The organism is Achromobacter dolens (assembly GCF_902859745.1).
GTDB classification, from domain to species: domain Bacteria; phylum Pseudomonadota; class Gammaproteobacteria; order Burkholderiales; family Burkholderiaceae_B; genus Achromobacter; species Achromobacter dolens.
Map to the genome: position 1 here is coordinate 303,490 of NZ_CADIJW010000001.1, position 24,799 is coordinate 328,288.

Annotated in this window: 24 protein-coding genes and 1 tRNA gene; 14 read left to right on the top strand and 11 right to left on the bottom strand. The window is 65.9% G+C overall.

Going from position 1 to position 24,799, the window contains the following annotated elements:
• Positions 1–79: 79 nt before the first annotated feature.
• The gene (locus HV783_RS01325; protein ID WP_054501745.1) at positions 80–526 is read left to right on the top strand and encodes a GNAT family N-acetyltransferase; all 447 of its coding nucleotides are present in this window, start codon (positions 80–82) and stop codon (positions 524–526) included.
• A complete protein-coding gene (locus HV783_RS01330) occupies positions 523–1,203 on the top strand; it encodes an FMN-dependent NADH-azoreductase (protein WP_116793594.1) in 681 nt (226 codons plus the stop codon). Before HV783_RS01325 ends, HV783_RS01330 begins: the two co-directional genes overlap by 4 nt.
• Here the strand turns inward: HV783_RS01330 and HV783_RS01335 are convergent.
• Positions 1,200–1,532 carry an immunity protein Imm33 domain-containing protein gene (locus HV783_RS01335; RefSeq protein ID WP_054501743.1) on the bottom strand — a complete coding sequence of 111 codons (333 nt, stop codon included), beginning with the start codon at positions 1,530–1,532 and terminating at the stop codon, positions 1,200–1,202. The two genes, HV783_RS01330 and HV783_RS01335, sit on opposite strands and share 4 nt — an antisense overlap.
• Before the next feature lie 139 nt (positions 1,533–1,671).
• Positions 1,672–1,747: transfer RNA gene (locus HV783_RS01340), tRNA-Gly, on the bottom strand.
• Positions 1,748–2,032: 285 nt separating this feature from the next.
• Between HV783_RS01340 and murB the strand changes: the two genes are divergently transcribed.
• Positions 2,033–3,067 carry a UDP-N-acetylmuramate dehydrogenase gene (gene murB / locus HV783_RS01345; protein WP_175167761.1) on the top strand — a complete coding sequence of 345 codons (1,035 nt, stop codon included), beginning with the start codon at positions 2,033–2,035 and terminating at the stop codon, positions 3,065–3,067.
• A 58-nt stretch (positions 3,068–3,125) separates the two neighbouring features.
• Here murB and dapB read toward each other — a convergent pair whose 3' ends face one another.
• Positions 3,126–3,917, bottom strand: a complete 792-nt coding sequence (gene dapB / locus HV783_RS01350) for a 4-hydroxy-tetrahydrodipicolinate reductase (RefSeq protein WP_054501741.1) — start codon at positions 3,915–3,917, stop codon at positions 3,126–3,128.
• Between the two features lie 16 nt (positions 3,918–3,933).
• The gene (locus tag HV783_RS01355; protein WP_006389038.1) at positions 3,934–4,470 is read right to left on the bottom strand and encodes an outer membrane protein assembly factor BamE; all 537 of its coding nucleotides are present in this window, start codon (positions 4,468–4,470) and stop codon (positions 3,934–3,936) included.
• A gap of 156 nt (positions 4,471–4,626) precedes the next feature.
• Here HV783_RS01355 and fur point away from each other — a divergent pair, with 156 nt between their 5' ends.
• A complete protein-coding gene (gene fur / locus HV783_RS01360; protein ID WP_006223539.1) occupies positions 4,627–5,046 on the top strand; it encodes a ferric iron uptake transcriptional regulator in 420 nt (139 codons plus the stop codon).
• Positions 5,047–5,186: 140 nt separating this feature from the next.
• On the opposite strand, the gene recN is transcribed toward fur, so the two are convergent.
• Both recN and HV783_RS01370 read right to left on the bottom strand, forming a co-directional pair.
• Positions 5,187–6,848: a DNA repair protein RecN gene (gene recN / locus HV783_RS01365; RefSeq protein WP_175188564.1), complete on the bottom strand. Its 1,662-nt coding sequence runs from the start codon at positions 6,846–6,848 to the stop codon at positions 5,187–5,189.
• Between the two features lie 13 nt (positions 6,849–6,861).
• Positions 6,862–7,761 (bottom strand): NAD kinase, encoded by a 900-nt coding sequence (locus tag HV783_RS01370; protein WP_054501739.1) that lies wholly within the window; start codon positions 7,759–7,761, stop codon positions 6,862–6,864.
• A 130-nt stretch (positions 7,762–7,891) separates the two neighbouring features.
• Here HV783_RS01370 and hrcA point away from each other — a divergent pair, with 130 nt between their 5' ends.
• From hrcA to dnaJ, 7 genes are all read left to right on the top strand, one after another.
• The gene (gene hrcA / locus HV783_RS01375; protein ID WP_175188566.1) at positions 7,892–8,896 is read left to right on the top strand and encodes a heat-inducible transcriptional repressor HrcA; all 1,005 of its coding nucleotides are present in this window, start codon (positions 7,892–7,894) and stop codon (positions 8,894–8,896) included.
• A 45-nt stretch (positions 8,897–8,941) separates the two neighbouring features.
• Positions 8,942–10,033 (top strand): ferrochelatase, encoded by a 1,092-nt coding sequence (gene hemH, locus HV783_RS01380; protein ID WP_175188568.1) that lies wholly within the window; start codon positions 8,942–8,944, stop codon positions 10,031–10,033.
• A gap of 12 nt (positions 10,034–10,045) precedes the next feature.
• Positions 10,046–10,279: a hypothetical protein gene (locus HV783_RS01385; protein WP_175188570.1), complete on the top strand. Its 234-nt coding sequence runs from the start codon at positions 10,046–10,048 to the stop codon at positions 10,277–10,279.
• A gap of 214 nt (positions 10,280–10,493) precedes the next feature.
• Positions 10,494–11,051: a nucleotide exchange factor GrpE gene (gene grpE, locus HV783_RS01390; RefSeq protein WP_049071727.1), complete on the top strand. Its 558-nt coding sequence runs from the start codon at positions 10,494–10,496 to the stop codon at positions 11,049–11,051.
• A 14-nt stretch (positions 11,052–11,065) separates the two neighbouring features.
• Positions 11,066–11,470 (top strand): thioredoxin family protein, encoded by a 405-nt coding sequence (locus tag HV783_RS01395; RefSeq protein ID WP_054419543.1) that lies wholly within the window; start codon positions 11,066–11,068, stop codon positions 11,468–11,470.
• A gap of 81 nt (positions 11,471–11,551) precedes the next feature.
• Complete coding sequence (gene dnaK, locus HV783_RS01400; protein WP_020924906.1) at positions 11,552–13,477, top strand: molecular chaperone DnaK; 1,926 nt, start codon at positions 11,552–11,554, stop codon at positions 13,475–13,477.
• Between the two features lie 109 nt (positions 13,478–13,586).
• Positions 13,587–14,717 carry a molecular chaperone DnaJ gene (gene dnaJ, locus HV783_RS01405; RefSeq protein ID WP_006389047.1) on the top strand — a complete coding sequence of 377 codons (1,131 nt, stop codon included), beginning with the start codon at positions 13,587–13,589 and terminating at the stop codon, positions 14,715–14,717.
• A gap of 130 nt (positions 14,718–14,847) precedes the next feature.
• Here dnaJ and HV783_RS01410 read toward each other — a convergent pair whose 3' ends face one another.
• The 5 genes from HV783_RS01410 to HV783_RS01430 form a co-directional block, all read right to left on the bottom strand.
• On the bottom strand, positions 14,848–17,358 hold the full coding sequence (locus HV783_RS01410; RefSeq protein WP_175188572.1) for a TonB-dependent siderophore receptor: 2,511 nt from the start codon (positions 17,356–17,358) through the stop codon (positions 14,848–14,850).
• Between the two features lie 135 nt (positions 17,359–17,493).
• Positions 17,494–18,498 carry a FecR domain-containing protein gene (locus HV783_RS01415; RefSeq protein ID WP_175188574.1) on the bottom strand — a complete coding sequence of 335 codons (1,005 nt, stop codon included), beginning with the start codon at positions 18,496–18,498 and terminating at the stop codon, positions 17,494–17,496.
• 15 nt (positions 18,499–18,513) lie between these two features.
• The gene (locus HV783_RS01420; RefSeq protein ID WP_196767524.1) at positions 18,514–19,026 is read right to left on the bottom strand and encodes a sigma-70 family RNA polymerase sigma factor; all 513 of its coding nucleotides are present in this window, start codon (positions 19,024–19,026) and stop codon (positions 18,514–18,516) included.
• Between the two features lie 308 nt (positions 19,027–19,334).
• A complete protein-coding gene (locus tag HV783_RS01425) occupies positions 19,335–19,724 on the bottom strand; it encodes a DUF4148 domain-containing protein (RefSeq protein ID WP_175188575.1) in 390 nt (129 codons plus the stop codon).
• Between the two features lie 286 nt (positions 19,725–20,010).
• A complete protein-coding gene (locus HV783_RS01430) occupies positions 20,011–22,764 on the bottom strand; it encodes a M16 family metallopeptidase (protein ID WP_116793601.1) in 2,754 nt (917 codons plus the stop codon).
• A gap of 110 nt (positions 22,765–22,874) precedes the next feature.
• Here HV783_RS01430 and HV783_RS01435 point away from each other — a divergent pair, with 110 nt between their 5' ends.
• The 3 genes from HV783_RS01435 (at position 22,875) to HV783_RS01445 (ending at position 24,798) form a co-directional block, all read left to right on the top strand.
• Positions 22,875–23,474, top strand: coding sequence for a GNAT family N-acetyltransferase (locus tag HV783_RS01435; RefSeq protein ID WP_175188576.1), 600 nt, complete (start codon positions 22,875–22,877; stop codon positions 23,472–23,474).
• Between the two features lie 293 nt (positions 23,475–23,767).
• Positions 23,768–24,148, top strand: a complete 381-nt coding sequence (locus HV783_RS01440) for a hypothetical protein (RefSeq protein WP_049071745.1) — start codon at positions 23,768–23,770, stop codon at positions 24,146–24,148.
• 92 nt (positions 24,149–24,240) lie between these two features.
• Entirely contained in the window at positions 24,241–24,798 is a 558-nt protein-coding gene (locus HV783_RS01445) for a GNAT family N-acetyltransferase (protein ID WP_144655846.1), read from the top strand.
• The last annotated feature ends 1 nt before the right edge of the window (position 24,799 follow it).

The following is a 24,799-nucleotide window of genomic DNA, read 5'->3' on the forward strand; positions in this document are numbered from 1 at the left end:
CAAATTATGGCATGGCTTCCCTAGCATCATGGTTGTGCCTGCCCTGGCGGCGGGTGGTTTCTTTCAAGACAGGATCCTCATGAGTCAACCGGACATCCGCTCTATCGAATCAGCCGAGGCGCTGCGCGCCTGTTTTCCAGTCATGCGCGAATTGCGCCCGCACCTGGCCGACGAGCGTGATTTCGCCGAACGCGTCGCGCGCATGCGCGACGAGCGCTACGCCTTGCTGGCGGTGTGGGAAGGCGACGCGCCCGTGGCGCTGGCCGGCTACCGTTTCCAGGAAAACCTGATCTACGGCCGCTTCCTCTATGTCGACGACCTGGTCGTCACCGAGCGCAGTCGCGGCGGGCGCCATGGCGCCGCCCTGCTGCAGGCGCTCGAGCGCATGGCGCGCGAGGCTGGCTGCGCCAAGCTGGTGCTGGACACCGGGCTGGCCAACGCGCTGGCGCAGCGCTTCTACTTCCGTCAGGGGTTGCTGACCGGCGCGATGCGTTTCAGCAAGGTGCTGGGGGAGCAAGCGGCATGAGCGTCCTGCGTTTGACGTGCAGCCCGCGCGGCGCGGAATCGGAAAGCCACCGGCTGTCGCAGTTCATCGTCGACGGCCTGGCGCGGGCCGATGCCGCGCGTGGCCGCGACCTTGTCGAGATCGACGCCAACCGGTTGCCGCATGTGGATGCCGAATACGCGTGGGCGCTGGGATCGCCCTCCGACCCGGACGGCGATCCCGCCGGATCGTTGCATCAGTCCGACCACCTGATCCAATCCCTGGTCGATGCCGACTACGTCGTCATCGCCACGCCGATGCACAACTACACCGTGCCGTCGGCGTTGAAGGCGTGGATCGATCACGTGGTGCGTGTGCGCAGCACGTTCAGCGTGACGCGCGAAGGCAAGGTGGGCGTGCTGGCCGACAAGCCGGTGTTCGTGGCGGTGGCGTCGGGCGGTTTGTTTTCCGGGTGCGAGGCGCGCCAGCCGGATTTCCTGACGCCCTACCTTAAGGCGGCGCTGGCCACCATCGGCCTGAAGCGCCTGACGTTCTTTTCGGTGGAGGGCACCGCGATGGGCGGGCAGGCGCTGGAGGCGGCCCGGCTGCGAACCCAGGCGGAGATCGCGGCGTACTTCGCGGATGCGGCTGATACCCTGGCCGCGGTTGCCGTCCAGGCGCCGCGCGGGGACTCCCTTTCCAGCACAGATAGGCCCTAGGCGTCCATCCACACGTCTTCGTAGCCCTGGTCGTCGATGATGAATTTCGCGCCTGGCGGCAGGCGCAGGTACTCGACGACCCGCGGCAGCAGCGTCGCCAGGTGCGCGGTGTGAAGGGGCTGGTAGAAGTCGTCGGCGTCCGAGTATTCGCCGGCGTGGATGAACCAACTGACGGTGCCGTCGCGCGGCAACGCGATGCGCGTGCCGTAAATCGGCATGGCGCCAAGGGTATGCAGGGCGACCGCGACCATCTCTTCCGGCGCCATGCCCTGCATGCCGTATCGGGCGCAGATCTCGTCCTGTGCCGCCGTTCGCGGGGGTGTCGTCATGGGTGTCGTCATGAGTGTCGTCATGCAGGCCATTTCCGGTTGTTCTCGCGAATGTGTGATTGTCGCCGCGGAAATGAAAAAAGGGCCCGCAGGCCCTTTCTTGCAACATGCGCAGTGTGAAGACACTGCCCATAAAATCTGGAGCGGGAGACGAGTCTCGAACTCGCGACCTCAACCTTGGCAAGGTTGCGCTCTACCAACTGAGCTACTCCCGCATGGGTCCGCAATCTCTGGCTTGGTGAAAATTCCACGCAGTGCCAGTGCAAACCATTTCTTATTGCCAACCACTTTCGTGGTTGCCTGATCAACTTGGTTATCGATCAGAAGGCGCGCATTCTACATGATTTTTTTCGATCGTGCTTGCCGCTGGCAGATTGCCGTGGCAGGCGGATCGCGCTGAACTTCGCGTGGCCAAGGCTGCAACTGAGTGCTGTCTGGCTGCCAAGCTCAATCAAGTAATATGAGCGAAGACAGAAAATATAGCATACCCGGTAGTATCCATGTCAAATTCCTCTGCCACCGCGGCTGTCCTCACTCCCGAGGCGCGGGACCTTTCCGCCTTGAACACCCTGGGCCTGGCGTCCACGGCCCCGGCCTGCGTCACGCTCGACGATGTGGCGCAACTGCCGGCCCTGTCGGCCCTGGCCGCGCGGCACGACCGGCTGCTGGTGCTGGGCGGTGGCAGCAATGTGGTGCTGCCCGAGGCCGTGCCGGGCCTGGTGGCGCGCGTGGCGCTGCGGGGCGTGCGCCTGCTGCGGGCCGAGCCTGATGCTTGGCTGGTGGAGGCGGCAGGCGGCGAGACCTGGCACGACTTCGTCGCCGAGTGCGTGAGGCAGGGCTGGGACGGCCTGGAAAACCTGGCGTTGATCCCCGGCACGGTCGGCGCGGCGCCGGTGCAGAACATCGGCGCCTACGGGGTCGAGCTGGCCGACCGCTTCGACAGCCTGACGGCCTGGGACGTGCAGGCGGGCCGGTATGTCGACCTGAGCGCGGCCGATTGCCGCTTCGCCTACCGCGACAGCATTTTCAAGCACCAGCCGCCCGGAAGTTGGGTGATCGTGGCGGTGCGCTTGCGCTTGCCGCGGCCCTGGCGGCCGGTGTTGTCGTACCCGGACCTGCAGCGTCATCCCGGCCTTATGGAAGAGCCGTCGGCGCGCGCCATCTTCGAGGCGGTCTGCGCGATCCGGCGTGCCAAGCTGCCGGACCCGGCGGTCACCGGCAACGCCGGCAGTTTTTTCAAGAATCCCATCGTGTCCGCGGCGCAGCGCGAAGCGCTCGTCTCCCGTTATCCCGGCCTGGTGTCGTATGCGCAGCCGGACGGCAGCTACAAGCTGGCGGCCGGCTGGCTGATCGACCAGTGCGGCTGGAAGGGGCGCAGCCTGGGCGCGGCCGGGGTGCATGACCGGCAGGCGCTGGTGCTGGTGAATCGCGGGGGCGCCACCGCCGCCGACATCCTGGCGCTGGCGCGCGCGATCCAGGATGCGGTCGCCGAGCGCTACGGCGTGGCGCTGGAGCCGGAGCCCGTGGTGGTGTGACCTGGTGCTGCATGAAAAAAGGACCCTCGCGGGTCCTTTTTTTCTGGGCGCTAAGGGATCAGAGTCCCAGCACCGCCTGCATGTCGTACAGGCCGTTGTGCTTGCCTTCCAGGAAGCGGGCGGCGCGCAACGCGCCTTCGGCATAGGTGGCGCGGCTGGCCGAGCGGTGGGTGATCTCGATGCGTTCGCCGATGCCGCAGAACGACACCGTGTGATCGCCGACGATATCGCCGCCGCGCAGTACCGAGAAGCCGATGGTGCCCGGCTTGCGCACGCCGGTGTCGCCGTGGCGGCTCCAGGTGGCCACGTCGGGCAGGGCCACGTCCCAAGCCGAGGCGATGGTCTCGCCCATCTTGAGTGCGGTGCCCGAGGGGGCGTCGACCTTGTTGCGGTGGTGGGCCTCGAAGACCTCGACGTCATAGCCCGAATTGAGGATGCGGGCGGCCATGTCCAGCAGCTTGAGCGTGGCGTTCACGCCCACGCTCATGTTGGGCGCGAACACGATGGCGGTTTTCTGCGCGGCCACTTCGATGGCGGCGCGGCCATTGTCGTCGAAGCCGGTGGTGCCGATGACGGCCTTCACGCCCAGCCTGGCGCAGACCTGCAGGTGCTCCAGCGTGCCTTCGGGGCGGGTGAAGTCGATCAGGCAGTCGGCGTTGGCCAGCGCGCCCAGGTCGTCGGTGATGGCGACGCCGGTCTGCTGGCCGAGCGGGGCGCCCGCGTCCTGGCCCAGCGAGGGCGAGCCCTTGCGGTCGAGCGCGACCGCCAGTTGCAGGCCGTCGGCCTTCAGGACGGCGTCGATCAGCATCTGGCCCATACGGCCGCTGGCGCCGGCGATAGCAATACGCATGAAGAAAATCCTTGGGTTAGCGCAGCGGCTCGGGCGCGTTGCCAGGCTGGCCGGGGTATTGGTTCATCGGGCTGGTGGGGGCGGCGGCGTCGCGTTTCTTCTGCTCTTCTTCCTGCTTGAGCCGGGCCTCGTCTTCGCTCAGGCGCTTGTCGGCCTTTTCATCGGCGGCCGCGCTGGGCGTGTTGATCTGGTAGGGCTGCAGGTCGGGCTGCTTGTCGCCTTCCCAGCGGGTCAGCCGGTCGTTCTCGAACCAGACCGTGAACTTGCGTTCCTGGGCCTCACCGTAGCCGGGCTTGTAATAGTAGGGGTAGTCCCAGCGGTTGGCATGCAGCACGCTGGTCAGGGTGGGGCTGCCCAGCGCGAAGCGGACCTGTTCGCGCGTCATGCCCGGCTGCAGCAGCGCCACCTGCTCCTGGGTGATCCAGTTGCCTTGCTGGACACCGGCCTTGTAGGGGAAGCCCCACTTGTCCCCCGTGCAGCCGGCAAGGGCGACGGCCAGGGCGGCGATGGCCAATCCGGTCTTGAGCGAGCGGGAAGGAATTCGTGCAATCATGGACACTACGCGCCCCTATTATTTGGAAGCAGACAAAACCGTTATCATAAAGGTTTCATAAGGATAGTTCTGCGGGGCGGCAGGAATTCTGGGGAGCCGGCTCGCGGTTACCGAGTATCCTTGCCCATGCCAACGCGGACGGAGAGCGATTACACCATGAGCGACCAAAGCGAACTGAAAAACATGGGTTTGAAGGCGACTTTCCCGCGCCTGAAAATTCTTGATATCTTCCGTAAGTCGGACCAGCGCCACCTCAGCGCCGAGGACGTCTACCGTGCCCTGATCGGCGAAAACGTCGAAATCGGCCTGGCCACCGTCTATCGCGTGCTGACCCAGTTCGAACAGGCCGGCATCCTTGCCCGCAGCCAGTTCGACAGCGGCAAGGCCGTGTTCGAACTGAACGACGGCGATCACCACGACCACCTGATCTGCACGAACTGCGGCAAGGTGGTTGAATTCTCCGACCCGGACATCGAAAAGCGCCAGCAAAAGATCGCCAAGGACAACGGCTTCGCGCTGGAAAGCCACGCCATGGTGCTGTACGGCATCTGCGGCAGCTGCCTGAAAGGCCGCTGAGCTTTTTCGCGTCGGACCTGACCGCGGCCGCGCTCGCCGCGAGTCAGTGAAAGCAAAAGCCCCTTCTCCAAGAAGGGGCTTTTTTTATTCCCGGACCGAGTCCGGCTTGGGGAATGGGGATCGCCCGGGCCTGAACCGCCTCAGGCCGGTGCGCGGCCAAAGCCTGCCAGCATTTCGCGGGCGTGCTCGCGGGTGGTGGCGGTGAGCTTGATGCCGCCCAGCATGCGGGCGATTTCCTCGACCCGGGCGCCGTCGTCCAGCTCTTCGATGCGCGAGCGGGTGGTGCCGCGCGATTCGGTCTTGCTGACCAGGAACTGGTTGTTGCCGCAGGCAGCGACTTGCGGCAGGTGAGTGACGCACAGCACCTGGTGGCGCTCGCCCAGTTCGCGCAGCAGCTTGCCGACGGCTTCCGCCACGGCGCCGCCGACGCCGCTGTCGACTTCGTCGAAGATCAGCGTGGGCACGCGCGCGGCGCGGCTGGCGATGACCGACAGCGCCAGCGAGATGCGCGACAGTTCTCCGCCGGACGCGACCTTGGCCAACGGCCGCGGCGTGGTGCCGGCGTGGCCGGCCACCAGGAATTCGACGTGTTCATTACCGTGGGCCGACGGCGCGGCCGCTGCCAGCGTGGGCTCGAACTTGCCGCCTTGCATGGCCAGCGTCTGCATGGCCTGGGTGACCTGTTTGCCGAGGTCCTTGGCGACCTTGCGGCGCGCCGCCGTGAGCTTGGCGGCGGCGGCGTCGTACTGCGCCTGCGCCACCTGCGCCTGGGCGCGCAGCGCGTCGATGTCGGCGGCGGCCTGCAGGGCCGAGAGTTCGGCGTGCAAGCTGTCGCGCAGCGCGCACAGCCCGTCGGGTTCGGTGCGGAACTTGCGCGCCGTCTCGAATACCGCGCTCAGGCGCGCCTCGACGTCGGCCAGCCGGCGCGGATCGAGATCGACGCGGCTGACGTAGTTGTTCAGGTCGGACACCGCTTCGCTGATGGCAATGCGGGCCGATTCGAGTTCGTCGTAGATGCCCTGCAGGCCGGTGTCGTGCCGCAGCATCTGCTGGATGCGGTGGTTGGCCGCAGTCAGCCGATGGTGGGCCGAGTCGCCTTCGCCATCGAGGGCGTCGAGGATCTGGGTGGCGCCGTCCAGCAGCGACTGTGAATGCGACAGGCGGGTGTGCTCGGATTGCAGCGATTCCCATTCGTCCGGGGCGAGCCCGAGGCGATCGAGTTCGTCGACCTGCCATTGCAGCCGCTCGCGTTCGGCGGCCAGGCCCGCCGCGTCCTTTTCGGCCAATTCCAACTGGCGCGCCAGCGCGCGCCATTGCTTCCAGGCCTGGCCCACCGCCTGGCGCAGGTCGCCGTGGCCGCCATGCGCATCCAGCAGGTCGCGCTGAGCCTCCGCACGCATCAGGCTCTGGTGCGCATGCTGGCCGTGGATGTCGACCAGGCTGTCGCCCAGTTCGCGCAATTGCGCCACCGTGGCCGGGGTGCCGTTGATGTAGGCGCGGCTGCGGCCCTGGGCGTCGATCACGCGGCGCAGGGCCAGTTCATCGTCGGCATCGATCTCGCGTTCGGCAAGCCAGGCGCGCAGCGCCGGCGGCGTGTCGAAGACGGCGGTGATGTCGGCGCGCGCGGCGCCTTCGCGCAGCACGCTGACGTCGCCGCGCTCGCCCAGCGCCAGCGCCAGCGCGTCGATGAGGATGGATTTTCCTGCCCCGGTCTCGCCGGAGAAGACGGTGAAGCCGGGACCGAAATGGATCTCGGTCTGCTCGACGATGACGAAGTCGCGGATGTGCAGGGTGCGCAGCATGTCGGGGCGCTTACTACTCTACGTTGTCGGTGGCCTGCGGCATCAGGTTCCAGTGCAGCTTGCGGCGCAGGGTGGAAAAGAAGCTGTAGCCTTCCGGATGCACGAAGCGGATGGTATAGGGCGCGCGCTGCACGACGATGCGGTCGCCGGGCTGCAGGTCGGACCAGGTCTGCATGTCGAAATGCACGCTGGCGCCGACCTCGACCCGGCCCATGGCGGTGAGCGTCATGTTCAGCACGCCGGTGTCCGGAATGACGATGGGGCGGTTGGACAGGGTCTGCGGCGCCACCGGCACCAGCACCATGGCGTTCATGCCGGGGTGCAGGATCGGGCCATTGGCCGACAGCGCGTAGGCGGTCGAGCCGGTGGGGGTGGCGATGATCAGGCCGTCGGCGCGCTGGGTGTACATGAAGGCGCCGTCCAGTTCGACGCGCACTTCGATCATGCCGCCGCGTCCGGCGCGGTTCAGCACCACGTCGTTCAGCGCCGAGGCCGCGTACATCTGCTGGTCGCCGCGCCAGGCGCTGCCTTCGAGCAGCATGCGTTCCTCGATCTGGAAGTTGCCTTCCAGCACGCGCGTCAGGGCGCCATGCGCGTCCTGCACCGGGATGTCGGTGATGAAGCCCAGATGGCCATGGTTGATGCCGACCACCGGCACGCCGTACGGGGCGAGATGGCGCGCGGCGCCCAGCACCGTGCCGTCGCCGCCCATGACCACCGCGAGCGAGGCGTCCTGGCCGATCTGCGCGTAGGTGGCGACGGGATATTCCGTCAGGCCGGTGTTGCGAGCCGTGTCGGCATCGACGAGCACCTGCCGCCCGGCCTGCGTGAGCGCGTGCGCGAGCGCCCTTAGCGGAGTGGCCAGGCCGGCGTCCTGGTATCTGCCGATCAGCGCGACGGTAGGAAAGTGCATGGTGGCAAGGCGAATCAGAAAAAGCGAAATCGGTCCGGAATCGGGCCTGTTAGCCGATTATATGGGGCCGCATATTGGCTTGCGGGACAAAAATCGCCTTAATTGGAAAAGATTCCCTAAAATAGCCGCTATGGATGACCGCGCACGCGCATTACTGAAAGCGTTGATCGAACGCTATATCGCCGATGGGCAACCAGTCGGCTCGCGGACGCTATCGAAGGTTTTCGATCTGTCGCCCGCCACCATCCGCAACGTCATGGCGGACCTGGAAGAGCTGGGCCTGATCCACAGTCCGCACACCTCCGCGGGGCGCATTCCCACGCCCCGCGGCTACCGCATGTTCGTCGATTCGCTGCTGGTGGTGCAGTCCTACCAGCTCGAACCGCACAACATGGGCGAGATGCTGGCCGCGGCCGAGCCCACCCGCGCGGTCAATGCCGCCGCAGCGCTGCTTTCCAACCTGACCCAGTTCGCCGGCGTGGTGCTGACCCCCAAGCGCGCCCAGGTGTTCCGCCAGATCGAATTCATCCGCCTGTCGGACAAGCGGGTGCTGCTGATCATCGTCACCCCCGACGGCGACGTGCAGAACCGCATCCTGTTCGTGCAGCGCGACTACGCCGAGGCCGAATTGCTGGAGGCCGGCAACTTCTTCAACGTCCACTTCGCCGGCAAGTCCTTCGACGCGGTGCGGCGCACCCTGTCCACCGAACTGGCGCAGTTGCGCGAAGACATCTCGCGGCTGATGCAGGCGGCGGTCGAGGCCAGTGCCGAGGCCGCCGAGGACGGCGATGCCGTGGTCATCTCCGGCGAGCGCAAGCTGCTGGACGTCACCGACATCGCTTCCGACATGGACCGGCTGCGCAAGATGTTCTCGCTGTTCGAGAAGAAGACCGACCTGCTGCAACTGCTCGACGTGTCCAGCCGCGCGCAGGGCGTGCAGATCTACATCGGCGGCGATTCCCAGTTGGTGCCGATGGAAGAAGTCTCGGTCATCACGGCGCCCTACGGCGTGGACGGCAAGGTGGTCGGAACGCTCGGCGTGATCGGCCCGACCCGCATGGCCTACGAACGGGTGATTCCCATCGTGGACATCACGGCGCGTCTGCTGTCCAACGCCCTCAGCCACAACCAGTAGTTCCATTCGAACCGACATCCTCCTCGCGGAGGAAGGGGAGTTTTTGTGTTTCTTCGCCTGTTCAAGTATCTCTGGCCTGAACGCTACCTGCCCGAAGCCGAGCAGGACGACCCTTTCAATGAAGACCCGCCGCCGCGCGCGCCGGGCAAGGTCGGCGTGCTGCTGGTGAACCTGGGCACGCCCGACACACCGGGCAGGAAGGACATCCGCAAGTACCTGGGCGAGTTCCTGTCGGACCCGCGTGTGATCGAGATTCCGCGCTATCTGTGGAAGCCGATCCTGCACGGCCTGGTGCTGACGCTGCGTCCCAAGAAACTGGAGCCGCGTTACGCCGGCATCTGGCTCAAGGACGGCTCGCCGCTGATGGTCTACAGCCGCCGCCAGGCCGAAGGCGTGCAGGCCGCGTTGACCGCGGCCGGGGTCAACGCGGTGGTGGAGCTGGGCATGCGCTACGGCAACCCGTCGATTCCCGACGCCATCTCGCGCCTGCGGGCGCAGGGCTGCGAACGCATCCTGACCGTGCCGCTTTATCCCCAATACGCCGCCAGCACCACCGCCACGGTGGTCGATGCCGTCACGCGACATGCCGGCCGGCTGCGCGACCAGCCGGAAATGCGCTTTATCAAGCGGTTCCACGAGGACCCCATCTATCTCGATCCGCTGGCCGCCAGCATCGAAGCGTACTGGCGCGAGCATGGCAAACCGCAGAAGCTGGTCATGAGCTTCCATGGCCTGCCGCGCTACTCCATCGAGCTGGGCGACCCGTACTACCGCGACTGCATGGAAACCGCGCGGCTGCTGGCGCAGCGCCTGTCGCTGCCGCGCGAGCAGATCGAGGTGACCTTCCAGAGCCGGTTCGGCACGGCCCGCTGGCTCGAGCCCTACACCGAACCGACCCTCAAGGCGCTGGCCGCCTCGGGCGTCACCGAGGTGGATGTGGTGTGTCCGGGATTTGTGGCAGACTGTCTGGAAACCCTGGAAGAGATCAGCCTGGAGTGCCGCGACGCCTTTCTCGGCGCGGGCGGCAAGCAGTTCCGTTACATCCCGGCGCTGAATGATGATCCGGCCTGGATCTCGGGGTTGGCCACCCTGGCGGAACGCCACTTGCGGGGATGGCCCACACATTCACGGACTTGAAGGAGAGGGCGCATGCACCATGATCCCAAGACGGGCAAAGTTGTGAAAAAGGGGGACGTCAGCACCCCGGTGGACGAGGATCAGGTCGAGCACGAGCTGGACGAGGCGCTGGCCGAAACCTTCCCCGCCAGCGATCCCATCGCGATCAATCCGGAACCGGACGATGATCCACGCGTCGACCGCGCCCTGAAAGAGAGCTTTCCCGCCAGCGACGCTGCCGCCCCGGCGCAGCCGCACAAGAAATGACCTGTCCCTGACATCGTCCGGAGTGTCGAAAATGCCGACTGCCGGAATCTTCGTGGTTGGAGCCGATTTTCAGGCACGAATTTCCGGATTTTCATGGGTGGCTGCCGGTTGCCCCGGCGGTGCGCGACGGGGAATATTTGCTTTCCCGGGCTTGAAATAGGGGTATTGGCCCCCATTCATGTCTGCGAAAGCCATTCTTTTTGGAGGATTCCCCATGACGGCACCCAACGAGCCTGTAGATCAGACGCCCGGATTCGGCGACGACGCCGATGCGGCCCCAGCCGCCCAGGACGCCGCGCAGGCCGAGCTGAACGAGTTGCGCGCCCAACTGGACGCGGCCCAGGCTACCGTCAATGAGCAGCAGGACCAGCTTCTGCGCATCCGCGCCGAGGCCGAGAACGTGCGCCGCCGCGCCCAGGAAGAAGTGTCCAAGGCACGCAAGTTCGGCATCGAGTCGTTCGCGGAAAGCCTGGTGCCGGTCAAGGACAGCCTGGAGGCCGCGCTGGCCCAGGCCGACCAGACCGTGGACACCCTGCGCGAAGGCGTCGAGGTCACCCTCAAGCAGCTCGCGGCCGCCTTCGAGCGCAACATGCTCAAGGAAATCGCGCCGGTCCAGGGCGACAAATTCGATCCGCACCTGCACCAGGCCATTTCTTCGATTCCGGCCGAACAGCCCGCCAACACCGTGGTTCAACTGCTGCAGAAGGGCTACGCCATCGCCGACCGCACCCTGCGTCCGGCCCTGGTGGTGGTGTCCGCCGGCCAAGGCTGACCGGACCGCGCGCCATGACCGACCCCAGGTTCGATCCGGCCCAGGTTTTCGCTGTGTTCGGCATGCGGCATGTCGACACCGCGGGATTCGACGAGGCCGTGGTCCAGGCGCCGGGATCGGACTTGCGTTGCGTGTTCCTGTGGGGCCAGGATTGCTATAACTGCAATCTTTTCAAGCAGGCGGCGTTGCTGCACCAGGACACCCTGCTGGGCCTGGGCCTGACCTGGTTCGAGGCCGATGTCTACGCCGACGAACCCCTGGGACGCCGCTTCTCCCTGCATGGTGTCCCCACTTTTGTGCTTTACCGTGCCGGAAAACGGCTCGGCCGCATCACCGGTTGGCCCGGATTGCCCCAGTTCACGGCGGCGATCCGGCGCCTGCAGGAAACCCCGGCGGAAAATTCCAGCCAGGCGTCTTGAAAAACCCTGTGGGCAGCCCCAGTTATGTGGGGACAGGAAATTTCTCTCCAATTTCATAGATTTATCCAAGGTAACCCGACCATGAGCAAAATTATTGGCATCGACCTGGGCACGACCAACAGCTGCGTGGCTGTCATGGACGGCGGTCAGGTCAAGATCATCGAAAACGCCGAAGGCGCCCGTACCACCCCGTCGATCGTCGCCTACATGGACGACGGCGAAACCCTGGTGGGCGCGCCCGCCAAGCGCCAGGCGGTGACCAACCCCAAGAACACCCTGTACGCGGTGAAGCGCCTGATCGGCCGCAAGTTCGAGGAAAAGGCGGTGCAGAAGGACATCAACCTGATGCCCTATGCCATCGTCAAGGCCGACAACGGCGACGCCTGGGTGGAAGTGCGCGGCAAGAAGATGGCGCCTCCCCAAGTGTCGGCCGACGTGCTGCGCAAGATGAAGAAGACCGCCGAGGACTACCTGGGCGAGGAAGTGACCGAAGCCGTCATCACGGTGCCGGCCTACTTCAACGACAGCCAGCGCCAGGCCACCAAGGACGCCGGCCGCATCGCCGGCCTGGAAGTCAAGCGCATCATCAACGAGCCGACCGCGGCCGCGCTGGCCTTCGGCCTGGACAAGACCGAAAAGGGCGACCGCAAGATCGCCGTCTATGACCTGGGCGGTGGCACGTTCGACGTGTCCATCATCGAAATCGCCGACGTCGATGGCGAAAAGCAGTTCGAAGTGCTGTCGACCAACGGCGACACCTTCCTGGGCGGCGAAGACTTCGACCAGCGCATCATCGACTACATCATCGGCGAGTTCAAGAAGGAACAAGGCGTTGATCTGTCCAAGGACGTGCTGGCCCTGCAGCGCCTGAAGGAAGCCGCCGAAAAGGCCAAGATCGAGCTGTCGTCGAGCCAGCAGACCGAGATCAACCTGCCGTACATCACGGCCGACGCCTCCGGTCCGAAGCACCTGAACCTGAAGATCACGCGCGCCAAGCTGGAAGCACTGGTCGAGGAACTGATCGAACGCACCATCGAACCCTGCCGCGTGGCCATCAAGGACGCCGGCGTGAAGGTTTCCGACATCGACGACGTGATCCTGGTCGGCGGCATGACCCGCATGCCCAAGGTCCAGGAAAAGGTGAAGGAATTCTTCGGCAAGGATCCGCGCAAGGACGTGAACCCCGACGAAGCCGTCGCCGCTGGCGCCGCCATCCAGGGTTCCGTGCTGTCGGGCGACCGCAAGGACGTGCTGCTGCTGGACGTCACCCCCCTGTCCCTGGGTATTGAAACCCTGGGCGGCGTGATGACCAAGATGATCCAGAAGAACACGACCATCCCGACCCGGTTCTCGCAGACCTTCTCGACCGCTGATGACAACCAGCCGGCCGTGACGATCAAGGTGTTCCAGGGCGAGCGCGAAATCGCCGCGGGCAACAAGGCCCTGGGCGAGTTCAACCTCGAAGGGATCCCGCCGTCGCCGCGCGGCATGCCGCAGATCGAAGTCACGTTCGACATCGACGCCAACGGCATCCTGCACGTGTCGGCCAAGGACAAGGGCACCGGCAAGGAAAACAAGATCACCATCAAGGCCAACTCGGGTCTGTCGGAAGACGAGATCCAGCGCATGGTCAAGGATGCCGAGGCCAACGCCGAGGAAGATCACCGCGTCGCCGAGCTGGCCCAGGCCCGCAACCAGGCCGATGCGCTGGTGCACGCCACCCGCAAGTCGCTGACCGAGTACGGCGACAAGCTCGAGGCGTCCGAGAAGGAAAGCATCGAAGCGGCCATCAAGGCGCTGGAAGACACGCTGAAGGACGGCGACAAGGCCGCCATCGACGCCAAGGTCGAAGCCCTGTCGACCGCCTCGCAGAAGCTCGGCGAAAAGATGTACGCCGACATGCAGGCGCAGCAAGCGGCCGGCCAGCAGCAGGCCGCCGACAACGCGAAGCCGGTGGACGACAACGTCGTCGACGCCGACTTCAAGGAAGTCAAGCGCGACCAATAATGGCCGGGCGCTGACCTGCCTCTGCCGCCCGGTAGCCGGAGAAATCCGCCTACCGGGCGAACTCATTCTGTAGCACTGAAAAGAAGGCTCTCCCCCGAGCCCACCGATCATGGCAAAACGCGACTATTACGACGTCCTGGGCGTGGCGAAAAACGCTTCGGACGACGAACTCAAGAAGGCCTATCGAAAGCTGGCCATGAAATACCATCCGGACCGCAATCCGGACAGCAAGGAAGCCGAAGAGAAGTTCAAGGAAGCCAAGGAAGCCTACGAGGTCCTGGGCGATGAACAGAAGCGCGCCGCGTACGACCGCTACGGCCACGCGGGCGTCGATCCCAACGCCGCGGGCATGGGCGGTGGCGGCATGGGCGGCGGGTTCGCCGACGCCTTTGGCGATATCTTCGGCGAGATCTTTGGTGGTGGCGGCGGTGGCCGTCGCGGCGGCGGTCCGCAGGTGTATCGCGGCGCCGACTTGAAGTACGCGCTGGAGATCACGCTGGAGCAGGCCGCGGCCGGCTTCGACACCGAGATCCGCGTACCGAGTTGGGAAAACTGCGACACCTGCCACGGTTCCGGCGCCAAGCCCGGCACCTCGCCCAAGACCTGCCGCACCTGCGGCGGCTCTGGCGCGGTCCGCATGCAGCAGGGCTTCTTCAGCGTGCAGCAGACCTGCCCGACCTGCCACGGCAACGGCAAGGAAATCACCGACCCGTGCGTGGCCTGCGATGGCGTCGGCCGCATCCGCCGCAACAAGACCCTGCAGGTCAAGATCCCCGCCGGCATCGACGACGGCATGCGCATCCGCTCCAGCGGCAATGGCGAGCCGGGCATCAATGGCGGCCCGCCGGGCGACCTGTATGTGGAAATCCACATCAAGCAGCACAAGATCTTCCAGCGTGACGGCGACGACCTGCACTGCGAGTTGACCATCCCGTTCACCACGGCGGCGCTGGGCGGTGAATTGCAGGTGCCGACCCTGGGCGGCAAGGCCGAGATCTCGATCCCCGAGGGCACGCAGTCCGGCAAGACCTTCCGCCTGCGCGGCAAGGGCATCCGCGGCGTGCGCGGCAGCTATCCGGGCGACCTGTACTGCCACGTGGTGGTCGAGACGCCGGTGCGCCTGAGCGACGACCAGAAGAACATCCTGCGCCAGTTCGAGGCCTCGCTGAACGACGGGGGCGACCGCCACTCGCCGCAAAGCAAGTCCTGGACCGATCGCGTCAAGGAATTCTTTAGCTGAATCGGCTGACCTGACCGCGCCGCCCGCTGGCGGACCACGGCCCGGGGCCCGGATCTCGCATCCGGGTCCCGGGCCGTTTGCTTTGGCGCCGCATGGATGACGCCCAGCGCAGGCGTCGCGCTATCGGCGCCTAGAAGTCGCCGCGCAGGGTCAGCATGACATTGCGCGGCTCGCCATAGAAGTTGCCGTTGTTGCTGCCCACACTGGTGTAATACGTCTTGTCGAACAGGTTGTTCAGGTTGACCGAGGCGGCCCAGTGGTTGTTGATCTGGTAGCGGGCGTAGGCGCTCCAGATGGCGTAGCCGGGGCTGTTGACGCGGATCGTGCCGGCGTCGTAGCTGCTGGTCTGGGCATTGACGCCGCCGCCCAGGGTCCAGCGTTGCGCGGCGCCCGCCAGCTTGTAGGTGGTCCAGACGCGCAGCATGTGCTTGGGCGTCAGCGAATTCAGCGGCTTGCCCTGGTTGGTCTCGTCTTCCAGATAGCGGGTGGTGTTGAAGGTATAACCGGCGAACAGGTTCCAGCCGCGCAGGATTTCACCGCTGATCTCGGCGTCCACGCCCTGGCTGCGGACCTTGCCGGCCGCGATCGAGCAATACCAGCCGGCGTCGCAATCGGGGCTGCTGCGGTAGTCGGTCTGGGCCCGGTTCTTCTGGTCGACGCGGAACAGCGCGATGGCGGTGTTGATGCGGCCGTCCAGCAGTTCGCCCTTCAGGCCTATCTCGTAGTTGGTGCCCAGCAGGGGATCGAGCGGCCTGCCGCTGCTGGACTTCTCGCTTTGCGGCTTGAAGATATCGGTGTAGCTGGCGTATGCCGTCCATTGCGGGCTCAGGTCATAGAGCAGCCCGGCGTAGGGCGTGAACTTGCCGTTCTCGCGGCTGCCGTAGGTCGAGTTCTCGCTGTAGCGGCTGCCTGTGGTGCGGGTGTCCCAGATCGTGTCGTACCAACTGACGCGCCCGCCCAGCACCAGCTTGAGCGGATCCGCCAACTGCAGGCGGGCGGCGCCGTACACGCCGTACTGCAGGCCGCGGCCGTCGCGGTGCTCGCGGAAGTTGGCGTAGAGCTGGCCCTTGGTCGGCTCCGGAATCGAGCCGGGCCGGTAGTCATAGACGTTGCCGACCCAGTAGTCGTTGATGCTGCCGTAGTCGGTGTTGACATCGTTGCGCGCGTAGTTGGCGCCCAGCACCAGTTCGTGGGTACGGCCGAAGGCGTCGATCTTGCCCAGCAGGTTGGCGTCCACGCCGGTGATGCCGATGTCGGCTTCGGTGATGTCCGCCGCTGTCGCGCTGATGTTCGTGCCGACGGCGGCCTCGCGGATGGGGCTGTTGAACTTCATGTCGTGGCGTTCGCGCAGGTGGATGGCGGCGACACGACCCTGCCAGTTGTCGTTGAAGCGGTGCGACAGATCGAAGTAGAACGTCTCGGTGGTGGACTTGCGGCGATTCCAGTCGGCGCCCATGTAGTACGCGCGCGACACGTCCAGGGGCGAGCCGTCGTCATAGGCGGGGAAACCGCGCATGTTGGGGCGGCCGCGGCTGGTTTCGGAACTGAAGCCGACGCTGGCGCGCGTGTCGGGCGTCAGGTCGTATTCGAGGGTGCCATAGAAGGTCTGGTCGCGGTTGTTGGCGTAGTCCACATACGAGCCGCGGGTCTCGTAGTCCACCACTGCGCGGCCGCGCAGGGTGCCGGATTCGTTCAGCGGGCCGCCGCCGTCGAGCTGCATGCCGTAGTGGTCCCACTGGCCGGCCTTGGTGATGACGCTGAAGCCCGCTTCGGGCAGGGCGCGCTTGCGTACCAGGTTGACCGCGCCGCCCGGTTCGCCGCCGCCTTGGAGCAGGCCGGCCGCGCCGCGCAGCACTTCGACGCGGTCATAGATGGCGGTGCCGCCGCCGAAATTGCTGGCGCGGCCGTACATACTGCGATCGAGCGGGATGCCGTCGTATTGGTAGGAGGTATTGCGAAAGCCGCGCGAATACACGTACTTGCCCGCCTGGGGGCTTTGCTGCAGGGTGATGCCGGTGGTGTTTGCGAGAGCGTCGTAGATCGAGGTGAGCGATTGTTCGTCCAGCCGTTGGCGCGTCACGACGCTGATGGACTGCGGAATGTCCCTGAGCGATTGCGCGCCCTTGGCGATGCTGGTCGCGCCGCTGGTGTAGGAGCCCGTGCCCTCGGTCGTCACCTCGTGGCTGCCCACCACCATCACCGGCTCCAGCACCGAGGCGTCGCCTTGCGCGACCGGCAAGCGGCGCAACAGGTAGCCGCCGGCCGGCGCCGGCACGGCCATCAGGCCCGTGCCGGACAGCAGTTGGCGCAGCCCTTGGTCGATCGGATAGCGGCCTTGCAGTCCGGCGGTGTCGCGGCCCGCTGTCAGTTCGGGATCGGCCGCGACATTGATCTGTGCGGCCCGTCCGAAGGCGCCGAGCGCGGTGTCCAGCGGACCCGGCGCGATGGTGAAGGCGATCTCGGCGACGGGCGCGGTTTGTGCCTGGGCTTGCGCCCCCGTCGTCAGCAGGGCGGCGCCGGCCGTGGCCGGCAGGGCGCGCAATGCCAGGGTCAGCGCGGAAACGAGGAAGGGCTGCGGACGCGCGCGGCGCGCGGCGGATGGGCCGCGCCGGGATGCGCGCGGGTGTTGCGGTGTGGCCATGATGGTCGGAGGTCCTGTCTCGTGGAAGGGCGAAGGGAACGCGTGCGCCTCGCGTCCGTCTACCTGTCTTTCGAACGAGACTGGAAAATCTGCCGGGCGGTTACAAATTTGTTTTCTGCGCGGGCCGGCCGCGGATCAGGCCGGCACCACCGTGACCCAATACCGCGTGCGGTAACGTACCCGCACTCCCAGCACGCGCGCCAGCAGCGCCAGGGCCTCGTCGGTATTGTCCAAACGAAAAGCGCCCGTGACCAGCTTGCCGGCCAGTTCGGACTCGCACTGCACCAGGCCCTGCCGATAACGGCCGAGTTCGGCCAGGAACCGATCCAGTCGCATGCGATTGGCGACCAGCATGCCGTCGGTCCAGGCCGCGGTCGCGGTGTCCAGCGGCGCGACGGCGGATGTGCCGGCCGGGCCGAACAGCGCCTGTTCGCCGGCCCGAACTACGCGCTCGACCCCGCCGGCGTGGATCGCCACCGCGCCTTGTTGCACCGCGACCAGGCTCTGGCGGCCGTTGTCGGCATGGTCACGCACGATGAAGCGGGTACCCAGCGGCACCAGCTCGCCATTGTGGGTGACCACCTTGAAACCGCGGCCTTCGGGGTCGGGCGCGGTGGTGACCTGGATCTCGCCTTCGCGCAGCAGGATGCGGCGTTCGTGGCGCGTGAACTGGACGTAGAGATTGGTGCCGGTGTTCAAGGCCAGCGCGCTGCCGTCGGACAGCGTGACCTCGCGCTGTTCGCCGACGGCGGTCTGGTAGCGGTCGCCGTCGGTCCAGAGCGCCTGCGGATCGCGGCACAGCCACAGCGCCGCGCCGCCGGCGCCGATGCCCGCGAACATCCATTTGAGACTGCGGCGGCGCGCCTGGTCGGCGCCGGCCGCCAGCACCGTTCTTGACGCCGCGCCGGCGGGCGCGCGACTGCCGACCCGGTTGAAATCCCGGCTCATGGCGCTGAGCCGTTGCCAGGCCAGTTCGTGGCTCGGATCGGCCTGACGCCATTGGTCACAGGCGCGGCGGGTGCGCTCGTCGGCATCGCCATGCAATCGCACCAGCCATTCCGCGGCCTGCGCCACCACGCTGGCGTGCACCGCCACGCGCTTGTCGGCCCGCAGTGGGGCAATCAGGGGTTGCGTGTTCATCGTCGGCGCGGGCGCTCAGGCGTACATCACTTGGTAGCAGCGCTGCCAGGTCTTGATCATGTCTTTCTGCACCACGTTGACGGACACCCGCAGCGCCCGGGCGATCTGCTCGTACGGCATGCCGTCGAGCTGGGCCATGAGGAAGGCGGCGCGGGCGCGCTGCGGCAGGCCGTCGATCATGGCGCACAAGGTGTCCAGCGCTTCGAGCACCAGCGCCAGTTCCTCGGGCGAGGGGGAGATGGGTTCGGCCTGCTGGGCCAGCGCATCGAGGTAGGCGCGTTCCAGCGACGCGCGCCGGAACTGGTCGATGGCCAGCCCCTTGGCGATGGTGGTCAGGTGCGGGCGCGGCGCCAGCAGGATGGGGCGGATGTCCTGCCGCAGCACCCGCTCGAAGGTGTCGTGAGCAAGGTCCGCCGCGTTGTCGCGGTCGCCGTTGAGTTTGCGGCGCAGGAATGACAGCAGCCAGCCATGGTGATCACGGTAGAGGTCCGTGACGGGATCCGGCGGGGCGATTGGGAGGCAACTCAAGGCGGACTCATTTATTTGCTAATGAGAATTATTATATTGAATTGCGGCAATCGCGCACCGGCGTGCGATTGGACGGACGAAAAAAAACCGCGGCTTGCGCCGCGGTTTCACTGCAGGTACTGCAACTTCTTGCTTCAGACTTCGTACTGCGAAACGTACTGCTAACTACAGGTGCTGCTTCTTCCAAACAGACTTCGTACTGCTGACTACAGGTACTGCTACTTCCACTGCTAGGTCCGCCGCTGACCTGAAAAAACCGACCCCGAGCCATGATGCCACCCGGGGCCGGCCGGGCTACAGCAAGCAGCTCACCGGGTGATCGGCGGGTATTCGAGCTCGCCGAACGTGTATTGGCCGCTGGCCTTGGCCTGGGCAAGTTCCTGCTGGACTTCGGCACGCGACTTGACGCCGGCCGCGGCCACCTTGACGGGCGGGTACTGCAGTTCGCCGAAGGTGTATTCGCCGCTGGTCTTGGCTTGTTGCAACTGGGCCTGCACTTCCTGCGAGCTCAGGCTGGTGGCCTGGGGCAGGGCGGGCGGGTAGTCCAGTTCGCCAAAGGTGTATTGGCCGCTGACCTTGGCCTGTTGCAGTTCGGTCGCCACCTGGGCGCTCGACTTGGCTTGTTCGACACCGGCGGCTTGCGCGCCAGCGGCAGCCAGGGCTAGGGAAATCAGAAGGGTAGTCGTCAGGGTTTTCATAATGACCTCCAATGTTGTTAGACGGGGCCGAATCCGGCGGCCCTCCGTCGTGGTTCGTTGTTTGTTCCCGATGACTGAATTGTGCGCGTCATCCCACCTGGGATAAACCCGTATATCTTGAAAACATCTTTCCAAATGGGTGGGTAATAAACATTTGGATAAGATATTTCCCCGTCTATGGCATGGTTATGCAGGTGCCCCGTCCCCATGAACGGCGCGAGATGCGCTTTGGGGCAAAAAAAACCCCTGCCGAGGCAGGGGCTTGGGATGCCAGGAAGAGCTGGCTTCAGGGCGTCTTTTTCTTGAAGTCGCCGGCGACCGCGGTGCTGAAGCCGTCGGGACGCAGGTACTTGCGCAGGGCGGCGTTGACCGTGTCGGGCGTGAGCGCGCTGATCTTCTTGTCCATCTCGGCCGACCATTCGAAGGTGCGACCGCGCTGCAGGTAGTCGAGCCAGGTGCCGGCCAGCACGTCGTCCTGGGCGCGGGCCAGGTTGCGGTAGTTCAGCAGCGCGGTGATACCGTCGGAAATCTCCTTGTCGCTGAAGCCGTCCTTGAGCACGCGGGCCAGTTCCTCGCCGATGGCCTTTTCCAGGCGCTCGCGGTTCTGCGGCGCGTAGATGGCATACATGGTCCAACTGGCGCTGGGTTCGAACGACGAGACCGACAGCGAGCTGCGCACGTTGTAGGACAGACCCTCGGTTTCACGCACACGGTTCCACAGGCGCGAGGTTTCCGAGGCGCCGAACAGGTAATTGGCCAGGTACAGGGCCGGGTAGTCCGCGTCCGTATCCTGCAACTTCAGCGGCATGCGCGAGATGTAGAACGCATTGGCCTTGTCCGGGGTCTCGATGTCGAACTGCTTGGCGGGGATGTCGCGGTACGGATTGCCGACACGGGTGTAGGCGGGGGCGCGCTTCCAGCCGGCCAGGCCATCCTTGACGGCCTTTTCGACGGCTTCGGGCTCGAAATCGCCCACGGCCGAATATTCGATCTTGCCGGCGCCATAGAACTTGGCGTGGAACTTGACCAGCGCATCGCGGTTCAGCGCGCGCACGCCGGCCAGCGATTCCTCGAACGTCGGCACGTAGCGCAGGTCGTCGGCGGGCCACGGATTGTCCTGGCGGGCCAGGGCGCGTCCGGCCAGGGCCTGCGGTTCGGTCATGGCGTTCTGGATCGAGGTTTCGAGCTGGCGCTGGTATTCCTCGAGTTGTTCCTTGGGGAAGTTGGCGTTGCGCACGATGTCCAGCGCCAGGCGGGTCAGTTCGGGCAGGTTTTCACGTTTGGTCGACATGGCGATCTTGAGCGTGGTGCCGCCACCGCTGAAGCCGAGCTCGGCCTGCAGCTTGTCGAGGCGGTCCTGGATGTCCTGGCGCGACAGCTTGGCGGTGCCGCGCGTCAGCAGGTCGGCCACGGCGCTGGAGTTCACGCGCTGGCCGAGCAGGTCTTTCTCGTTGCCGAACTGGATCAGCATCTGCGCCTGCACGCGGTTGCCGCGCGTGGCCTTGGGCAGCAGCGCCAGCTGCACCGGCCCGTTGGGCAGGTCGAGCGTCTTGCGCTGGGTCAGGCGGTCGATGTTCTGCGGGGTGGGATCGAAGGCGGACGCGGCCTTGAAGTCGGGATCGCCCTTGTAGTCCTTGAACACGGCCGTCAGATCGACGCGCTGGGTCTGCGGCGCGCGCACCGGTTTGTCGGTCGGGATGTAGCGGCCTTCGATGCGGTTGCTTTGCACCAGGTAGGTGGTGGCGGCCCGCTGCACCTCGGCCAGCGTGGCCTTGCGGGCGCGGTCGCGCTGCAGGAAGAACAGGCGCCAGTCGCCGGCGGCGATGGCCTCGGATAGCGCCACGCCGACCTGTTCGGGATCGCTGTAGGTCTGCTCCCAGGAGGTCAGCCATTTGCTGCGCGCGCGGTCCAGTTCCTGCTGGGTGAAGGGCTTCTTGCCGAGATCTTCCAGCGTGCCGGTCAGCGCCTTCATGGCGGCGTCCTGGTTCTTGCCCGGGGTCAACTGGGCGGCGAACATGGCCAGGCCCGGATCCAGGTTTTCCATGGTGAAGCCGAACACGCCCGAGGCCAGCTTGGTCGGCACCAGCGCGTGGTAGAGGCGGCCCGAGGGCGTGTCGGCCAGTATGGTGGTGGCCAGGTCGAACGGCACGAAGTCGGCGCTGCCCGCGGCCGGGATGTGGTACATCGCGGCGACCAGCGGCGTGCCGCCGGTGCGGCGCAGCGTGACGGCGCGTTCGCCGTCCTGGGCCGGCTCGACGGTGTATTCCGGCGGCAGCTTGCGTTCGGGCTTGGGCAGCTTGCCCAGCGTGGCCTCGATGTCGGCCAGCGTGGCCTGCGGATCGAACTTGCCGGCCACGATCAGCACCGCGTTATCGGGCTGGTAGTACTCATGATAGAACGCGCGCAACTGGCCGATGTCGACGTTTTCGACGTCGGAGCGGGCGCCGATGGTGTTCTTGCCGTAGCTGTGCCACTGGAACGCGGCCGCCTGCATCTTCTGCATGAGGATGCGGAAAGGGCTGTTCTCGCCGCTTTCCATCTCGTTGCGCACCACCGTCATTTCGGAATCGAGGTCTTCCTTGGCGATCAGGGAATTGACCATGGCGTCGGCCTGCCAGCCGAGGTACCACTTGAGGGTGTCGGGATTGGCGGCGAAGCTGGCGAAATAATTGGTGCGGTCGCTGGAGGTCGAGCCGTTGGCCTGCAGGCCGCGGCGCGAGAATTCGCCCATGGCGTTGCGGGTGGTGGAAGTGCCCTTGAACAGCATGTGTTCGAGCAGGTGGGCCATGCCGGTCTGGCCGTAGTTCTCGTTGCGCGAGCCGACCAGATAGGTCATGTTGACCGTGGTCGAGGGCTTGGATTCGTCGGGCACCAGCAGGACGCGCAGGCCGTTGCTGAGGCGGTATTCGGTGATGCCTTCAATCGAGGCGGCCTCCGTGACGCCGGCCGGCAGGCTGGCGGCTCCGGCCTGGAAGGCCAGGAAGGATGAGAACAGCAGCGCGCCCAGGGGGCGCGGCAGCTTCGATATGGACAGGCGCATGGCGGACTATTCCTTTGGCATGGCAGAATCCGTTGGAGTGTATACGGTGTGAATGGTTCAGGGCTGCGCCCCTGGCGCGCCGGCCCGTCGTTCCGTCCGGAAAATCTTGTATGTCGCTATCCCTTGAAATCGAGACTCCCCGCCTAGTGCTGCGGCAGTGGCTCGCGGCCGACCGCAAGCCGTTCGCGGCCATGAACACCGATGTGCGCGTGACGCGCTACCTGTTGCCGATGACCCCGCCGGAAAGCGACGCGCTGGCCGACCGGCTGGCCGCCGGCATCGATGAATACGGCTGGGGCTTCTGGGCCGTCGAGGCGCCGGGCGTCGCGCCGTTCATCGGGTTCGTCGGCATCAAGGCGCTGGCGCCGACGCTGCCGTTCGCGCCCGGCGTGGAAATCGGCTGGCGCCTGGCGGCGCCCTACTGGGGCAGGGGCTATGCCAGCGAGGCCGCGCAGGCGGCGCTGCGGGTGGGGTTCGAGCAGATCGGCGTGCCCGAGATCGTGGCGTTCACGGTGCCGGAAAACGAGCCATCGCGCGCGGTGATGCGGCGTCTGGGCATGCGCGAAGACGCACAGCGCTTCGAGCATCCGGCGGTGCCGGACGGCCATCCTTTGAAGACGCACGTGCTGTACCGGCTGGCGCGAGAGGCGTGGCATGCACAAAAAAATGGTGACGCAGGCGCAGGCAGGGAGCCGTTTGCCGCTGCATAAGCGTCGGCCGGCCCCGTCCTGCCGAGATGTTGCAATGCAACATCCTGGCGTGGCGCGGCCGATTTGAGATCGGGACGGGCGCGGGTGTAAGCTTTGCGGAACGTAGTTGCTGTTGTCGACGGGATGCGCGACAGCCGTCTACAGGTTTCCCGTCCAACGCCAGCCGCCGCCCCGCCGGGCCGCGCCGGTCGCATGCCGGATCGCGCGTCCCCGCCTCGCGGGCGACGACGGTGCTTGTTGTTCGCGCCTTCGCCGCCGGCATCCTGCCGGCGCATCTTTCGGAGGAACGACCCATGCTGACCGAGATCGTCACGCGTGCCTTGTCCCAATTGACCGGCAGCCCCATGAGCGGCGACCGCATCAAAGGGCAGTTTCAGTACGCTTATGCCAGTGATGACGGCCAATTCGTGGCCATACTGACCCATGACATGACCACCTACGTGGTGGACCTGAGCACGCAGCGCTATTTCGCCGAGTGCGGAGGGTCGCCGCGAGGCTTTGCCGGGCACGTGCTCGAGATGGAGGGCGCCGAGGCGCGCCAGCATCCGTGGCCCGCGGCCAATGACCTGTTCGACCTGGACATGGATGCGGACGAATTGTCCTGGCGCCAGTGTCCCGGGATGCGCAGCATGGCCGACAGTGCCAATCGATCTGTGGAGAGCCGCGCCGCCTGAGAGTGGCCAGAAGCGGCAGTCCCCTCACTGAACCGGCGAGATCGCCGGTTTTTTTTATCTTGCGGTCGGGGTGGCTCGCTACAATCCGAAGCATGACTTCCCACGCTGATAACCGCGCCCCGGACGGCGCCATCCTGGTTGACTGCACGCACGAACGCCATGCGGACCAGATTCTGGCCATCTTCAACGAGGCCATTGCCACCTCGACCGCGCTGTATGACTACAAGCCGCGTCCGCGCGAGGCGATGCAGGGCTGGTTCCAGGCCAAGGCCGGGGGAGGTTTTCCGGTGGTGGGGTTCGAGAACGCGGCGGGCGAGCTGATGGGGTTCGCCAGCTACGGCACGTTCCGCGCCTGGCCGGCCTACAAGTATTCGGTCGAGCATTCGGTCTATGTCGACGGCCGCTTTCGCGGGCGGGGCTTGGGCGAGGCGCTGATGCGCGTGCTCATCGAACGCGCCCGCGCCAACCAGGTGCACCTGATGATCGGCGGCATCGACGCGGCCAACCTGGGCAGCATCAAGCTGCACGAGAAGCTCGGATTCGTGCATGCCGGCACCATCCGCGAGGCCGGTTTCAAGTTCGGCCGCTGGCTCGACCTGGCGTTCTACCAATTGACCCTGGATACCCCGGCGCGGCCGGTGGACGGCTGAG

What these genes read in the sequence shown, in the direction of transcription:
- HV783_RS01425 (WP_175188575.1), bottom strand. Translation starts at nt 19,724, where the DNA reads ATGAAAACCCTGACGACTACCCTTCTGATTTCCCTAGCCCTGGCTGCC.
- murB (WP_175167761.1), top strand. Translation starts at nt 2,033, where the DNA reads ATGTCAAATTCCTCTGCCACCGCGGCTGTCCTCACTCCCGAGGCGCGG.
- HV783_RS01355 (WP_006389038.1), bottom strand. Translation starts at nt 4,470, where the DNA reads ATGATTGCACGAATTCCTTCCCGCTCGCTCAAGACCGGATTGGCCATC.
- HV783_RS01330 (WP_116793594.1), top strand. Translation starts at nt 523, where the DNA reads ATGAGCGTCCTGCGTTTGACGTGCAGCCCGCGCGGCGCGGAATCGGAA.
- HV783_RS01430 (WP_116793601.1), bottom strand. Translation starts at nt 22,764, where the DNA reads ATGCGCCTGTCCATATCGAAGCTGCCGCGCCCCCTGGGCGCGCTGCTG.
- fur (WP_006223539.1), top strand. Translation starts at nt 4,627, where the DNA reads ATGAGCGACCAAAGCGAACTGAAAAACATGGGTTTGAAGGCGACTTTC.
- HV783_RS01325 (WP_054501745.1), top strand. Translation starts at nt 80, where the DNA reads ATGAGTCAACCGGACATCCGCTCTATCGAATCAGCCGAGGCGCTGCGC.
- dnaK (WP_020924906.1), top strand. Translation starts at nt 11,552, where the DNA reads ATGAGCAAAATTATTGGCATCGACCTGGGCACGACCAACAGCTGCGTG.
- grpE (WP_049071727.1), top strand. Translation starts at nt 10,494, where the DNA reads ATGACGGCACCCAACGAGCCTGTAGATCAGACGCCCGGATTCGGCGAC.
- dnaJ (WP_006389047.1), top strand. Translation starts at nt 13,587, where the DNA reads ATGGCAAAACGCGACTATTACGACGTCCTGGGCGTGGCGAAAAACGCT.
- hrcA (WP_175188566.1), top strand. Translation starts at nt 7,892, where the DNA reads ATGGATGACCGCGCACGCGCATTACTGAAAGCGTTGATCGAACGCTAT.
- HV783_RS01370 (WP_054501739.1), bottom strand. Translation starts at nt 7,761, where the DNA reads ATGCACTTTCCTACCGTCGCGCTGATCGGCAGATACCAGGACGCCGGC.
- HV783_RS01435 (WP_175188576.1), top strand. Translation starts at nt 22,875, where the DNA reads ATGTCGCTATCCCTTGAAATCGAGACTCCCCGCCTAGTGCTGCGGCAG.
- HV783_RS01385 (WP_175188570.1), top strand. Translation starts at nt 10,046, where the DNA reads ATGCACCATGATCCCAAGACGGGCAAAGTTGTGAAAAAGGGGGACGTC.
- HV783_RS01415 (WP_175188574.1), bottom strand. Translation starts at nt 18,498, where the DNA reads ATGAACACGCAACCCCTGATTGCCCCACTGCGGGCCGACAAGCGCGTG.
- HV783_RS01395 (WP_054419543.1), top strand. Translation starts at nt 11,066, where the DNA reads ATGACCGACCCCAGGTTCGATCCGGCCCAGGTTTTCGCTGTGTTCGGC.
- HV783_RS01335 (WP_054501743.1), bottom strand. Translation starts at nt 1,532, where the DNA reads ATGACGACACCCCCGCGAACGGCGGCACAGGACGAGATCTGCGCCCGA.
- HV783_RS01440 (WP_049071745.1), top strand. Translation starts at nt 23,768, where the DNA reads ATGCTGACCGAGATCGTCACGCGTGCCTTGTCCCAATTGACCGGCAGC.
- recN (WP_175188564.1), bottom strand. Translation starts at nt 6,848, where the DNA reads ATGCTGCGCACCCTGCACATCCGCGACTTCGTCATCGTCGAGCAGACC.
- dapB (WP_054501741.1), bottom strand. Translation starts at nt 3,917, where the DNA reads ATGCGTATTGCTATCGCCGGCGCCAGCGGCCGTATGGGCCAGATGCTG.
- HV783_RS01445 (WP_144655846.1), top strand. Translation starts at nt 24,241, where the DNA reads ATGACTTCCCACGCTGATAACCGCGCCCCGGACGGCGCCATCCTGGTT.
- HV783_RS01410 (WP_175188572.1), bottom strand. Translation starts at nt 17,358, where the DNA reads ATGGCCACACCGCAACACCCGCGCGCATCCCGGCGCGGCCCATCCGCC.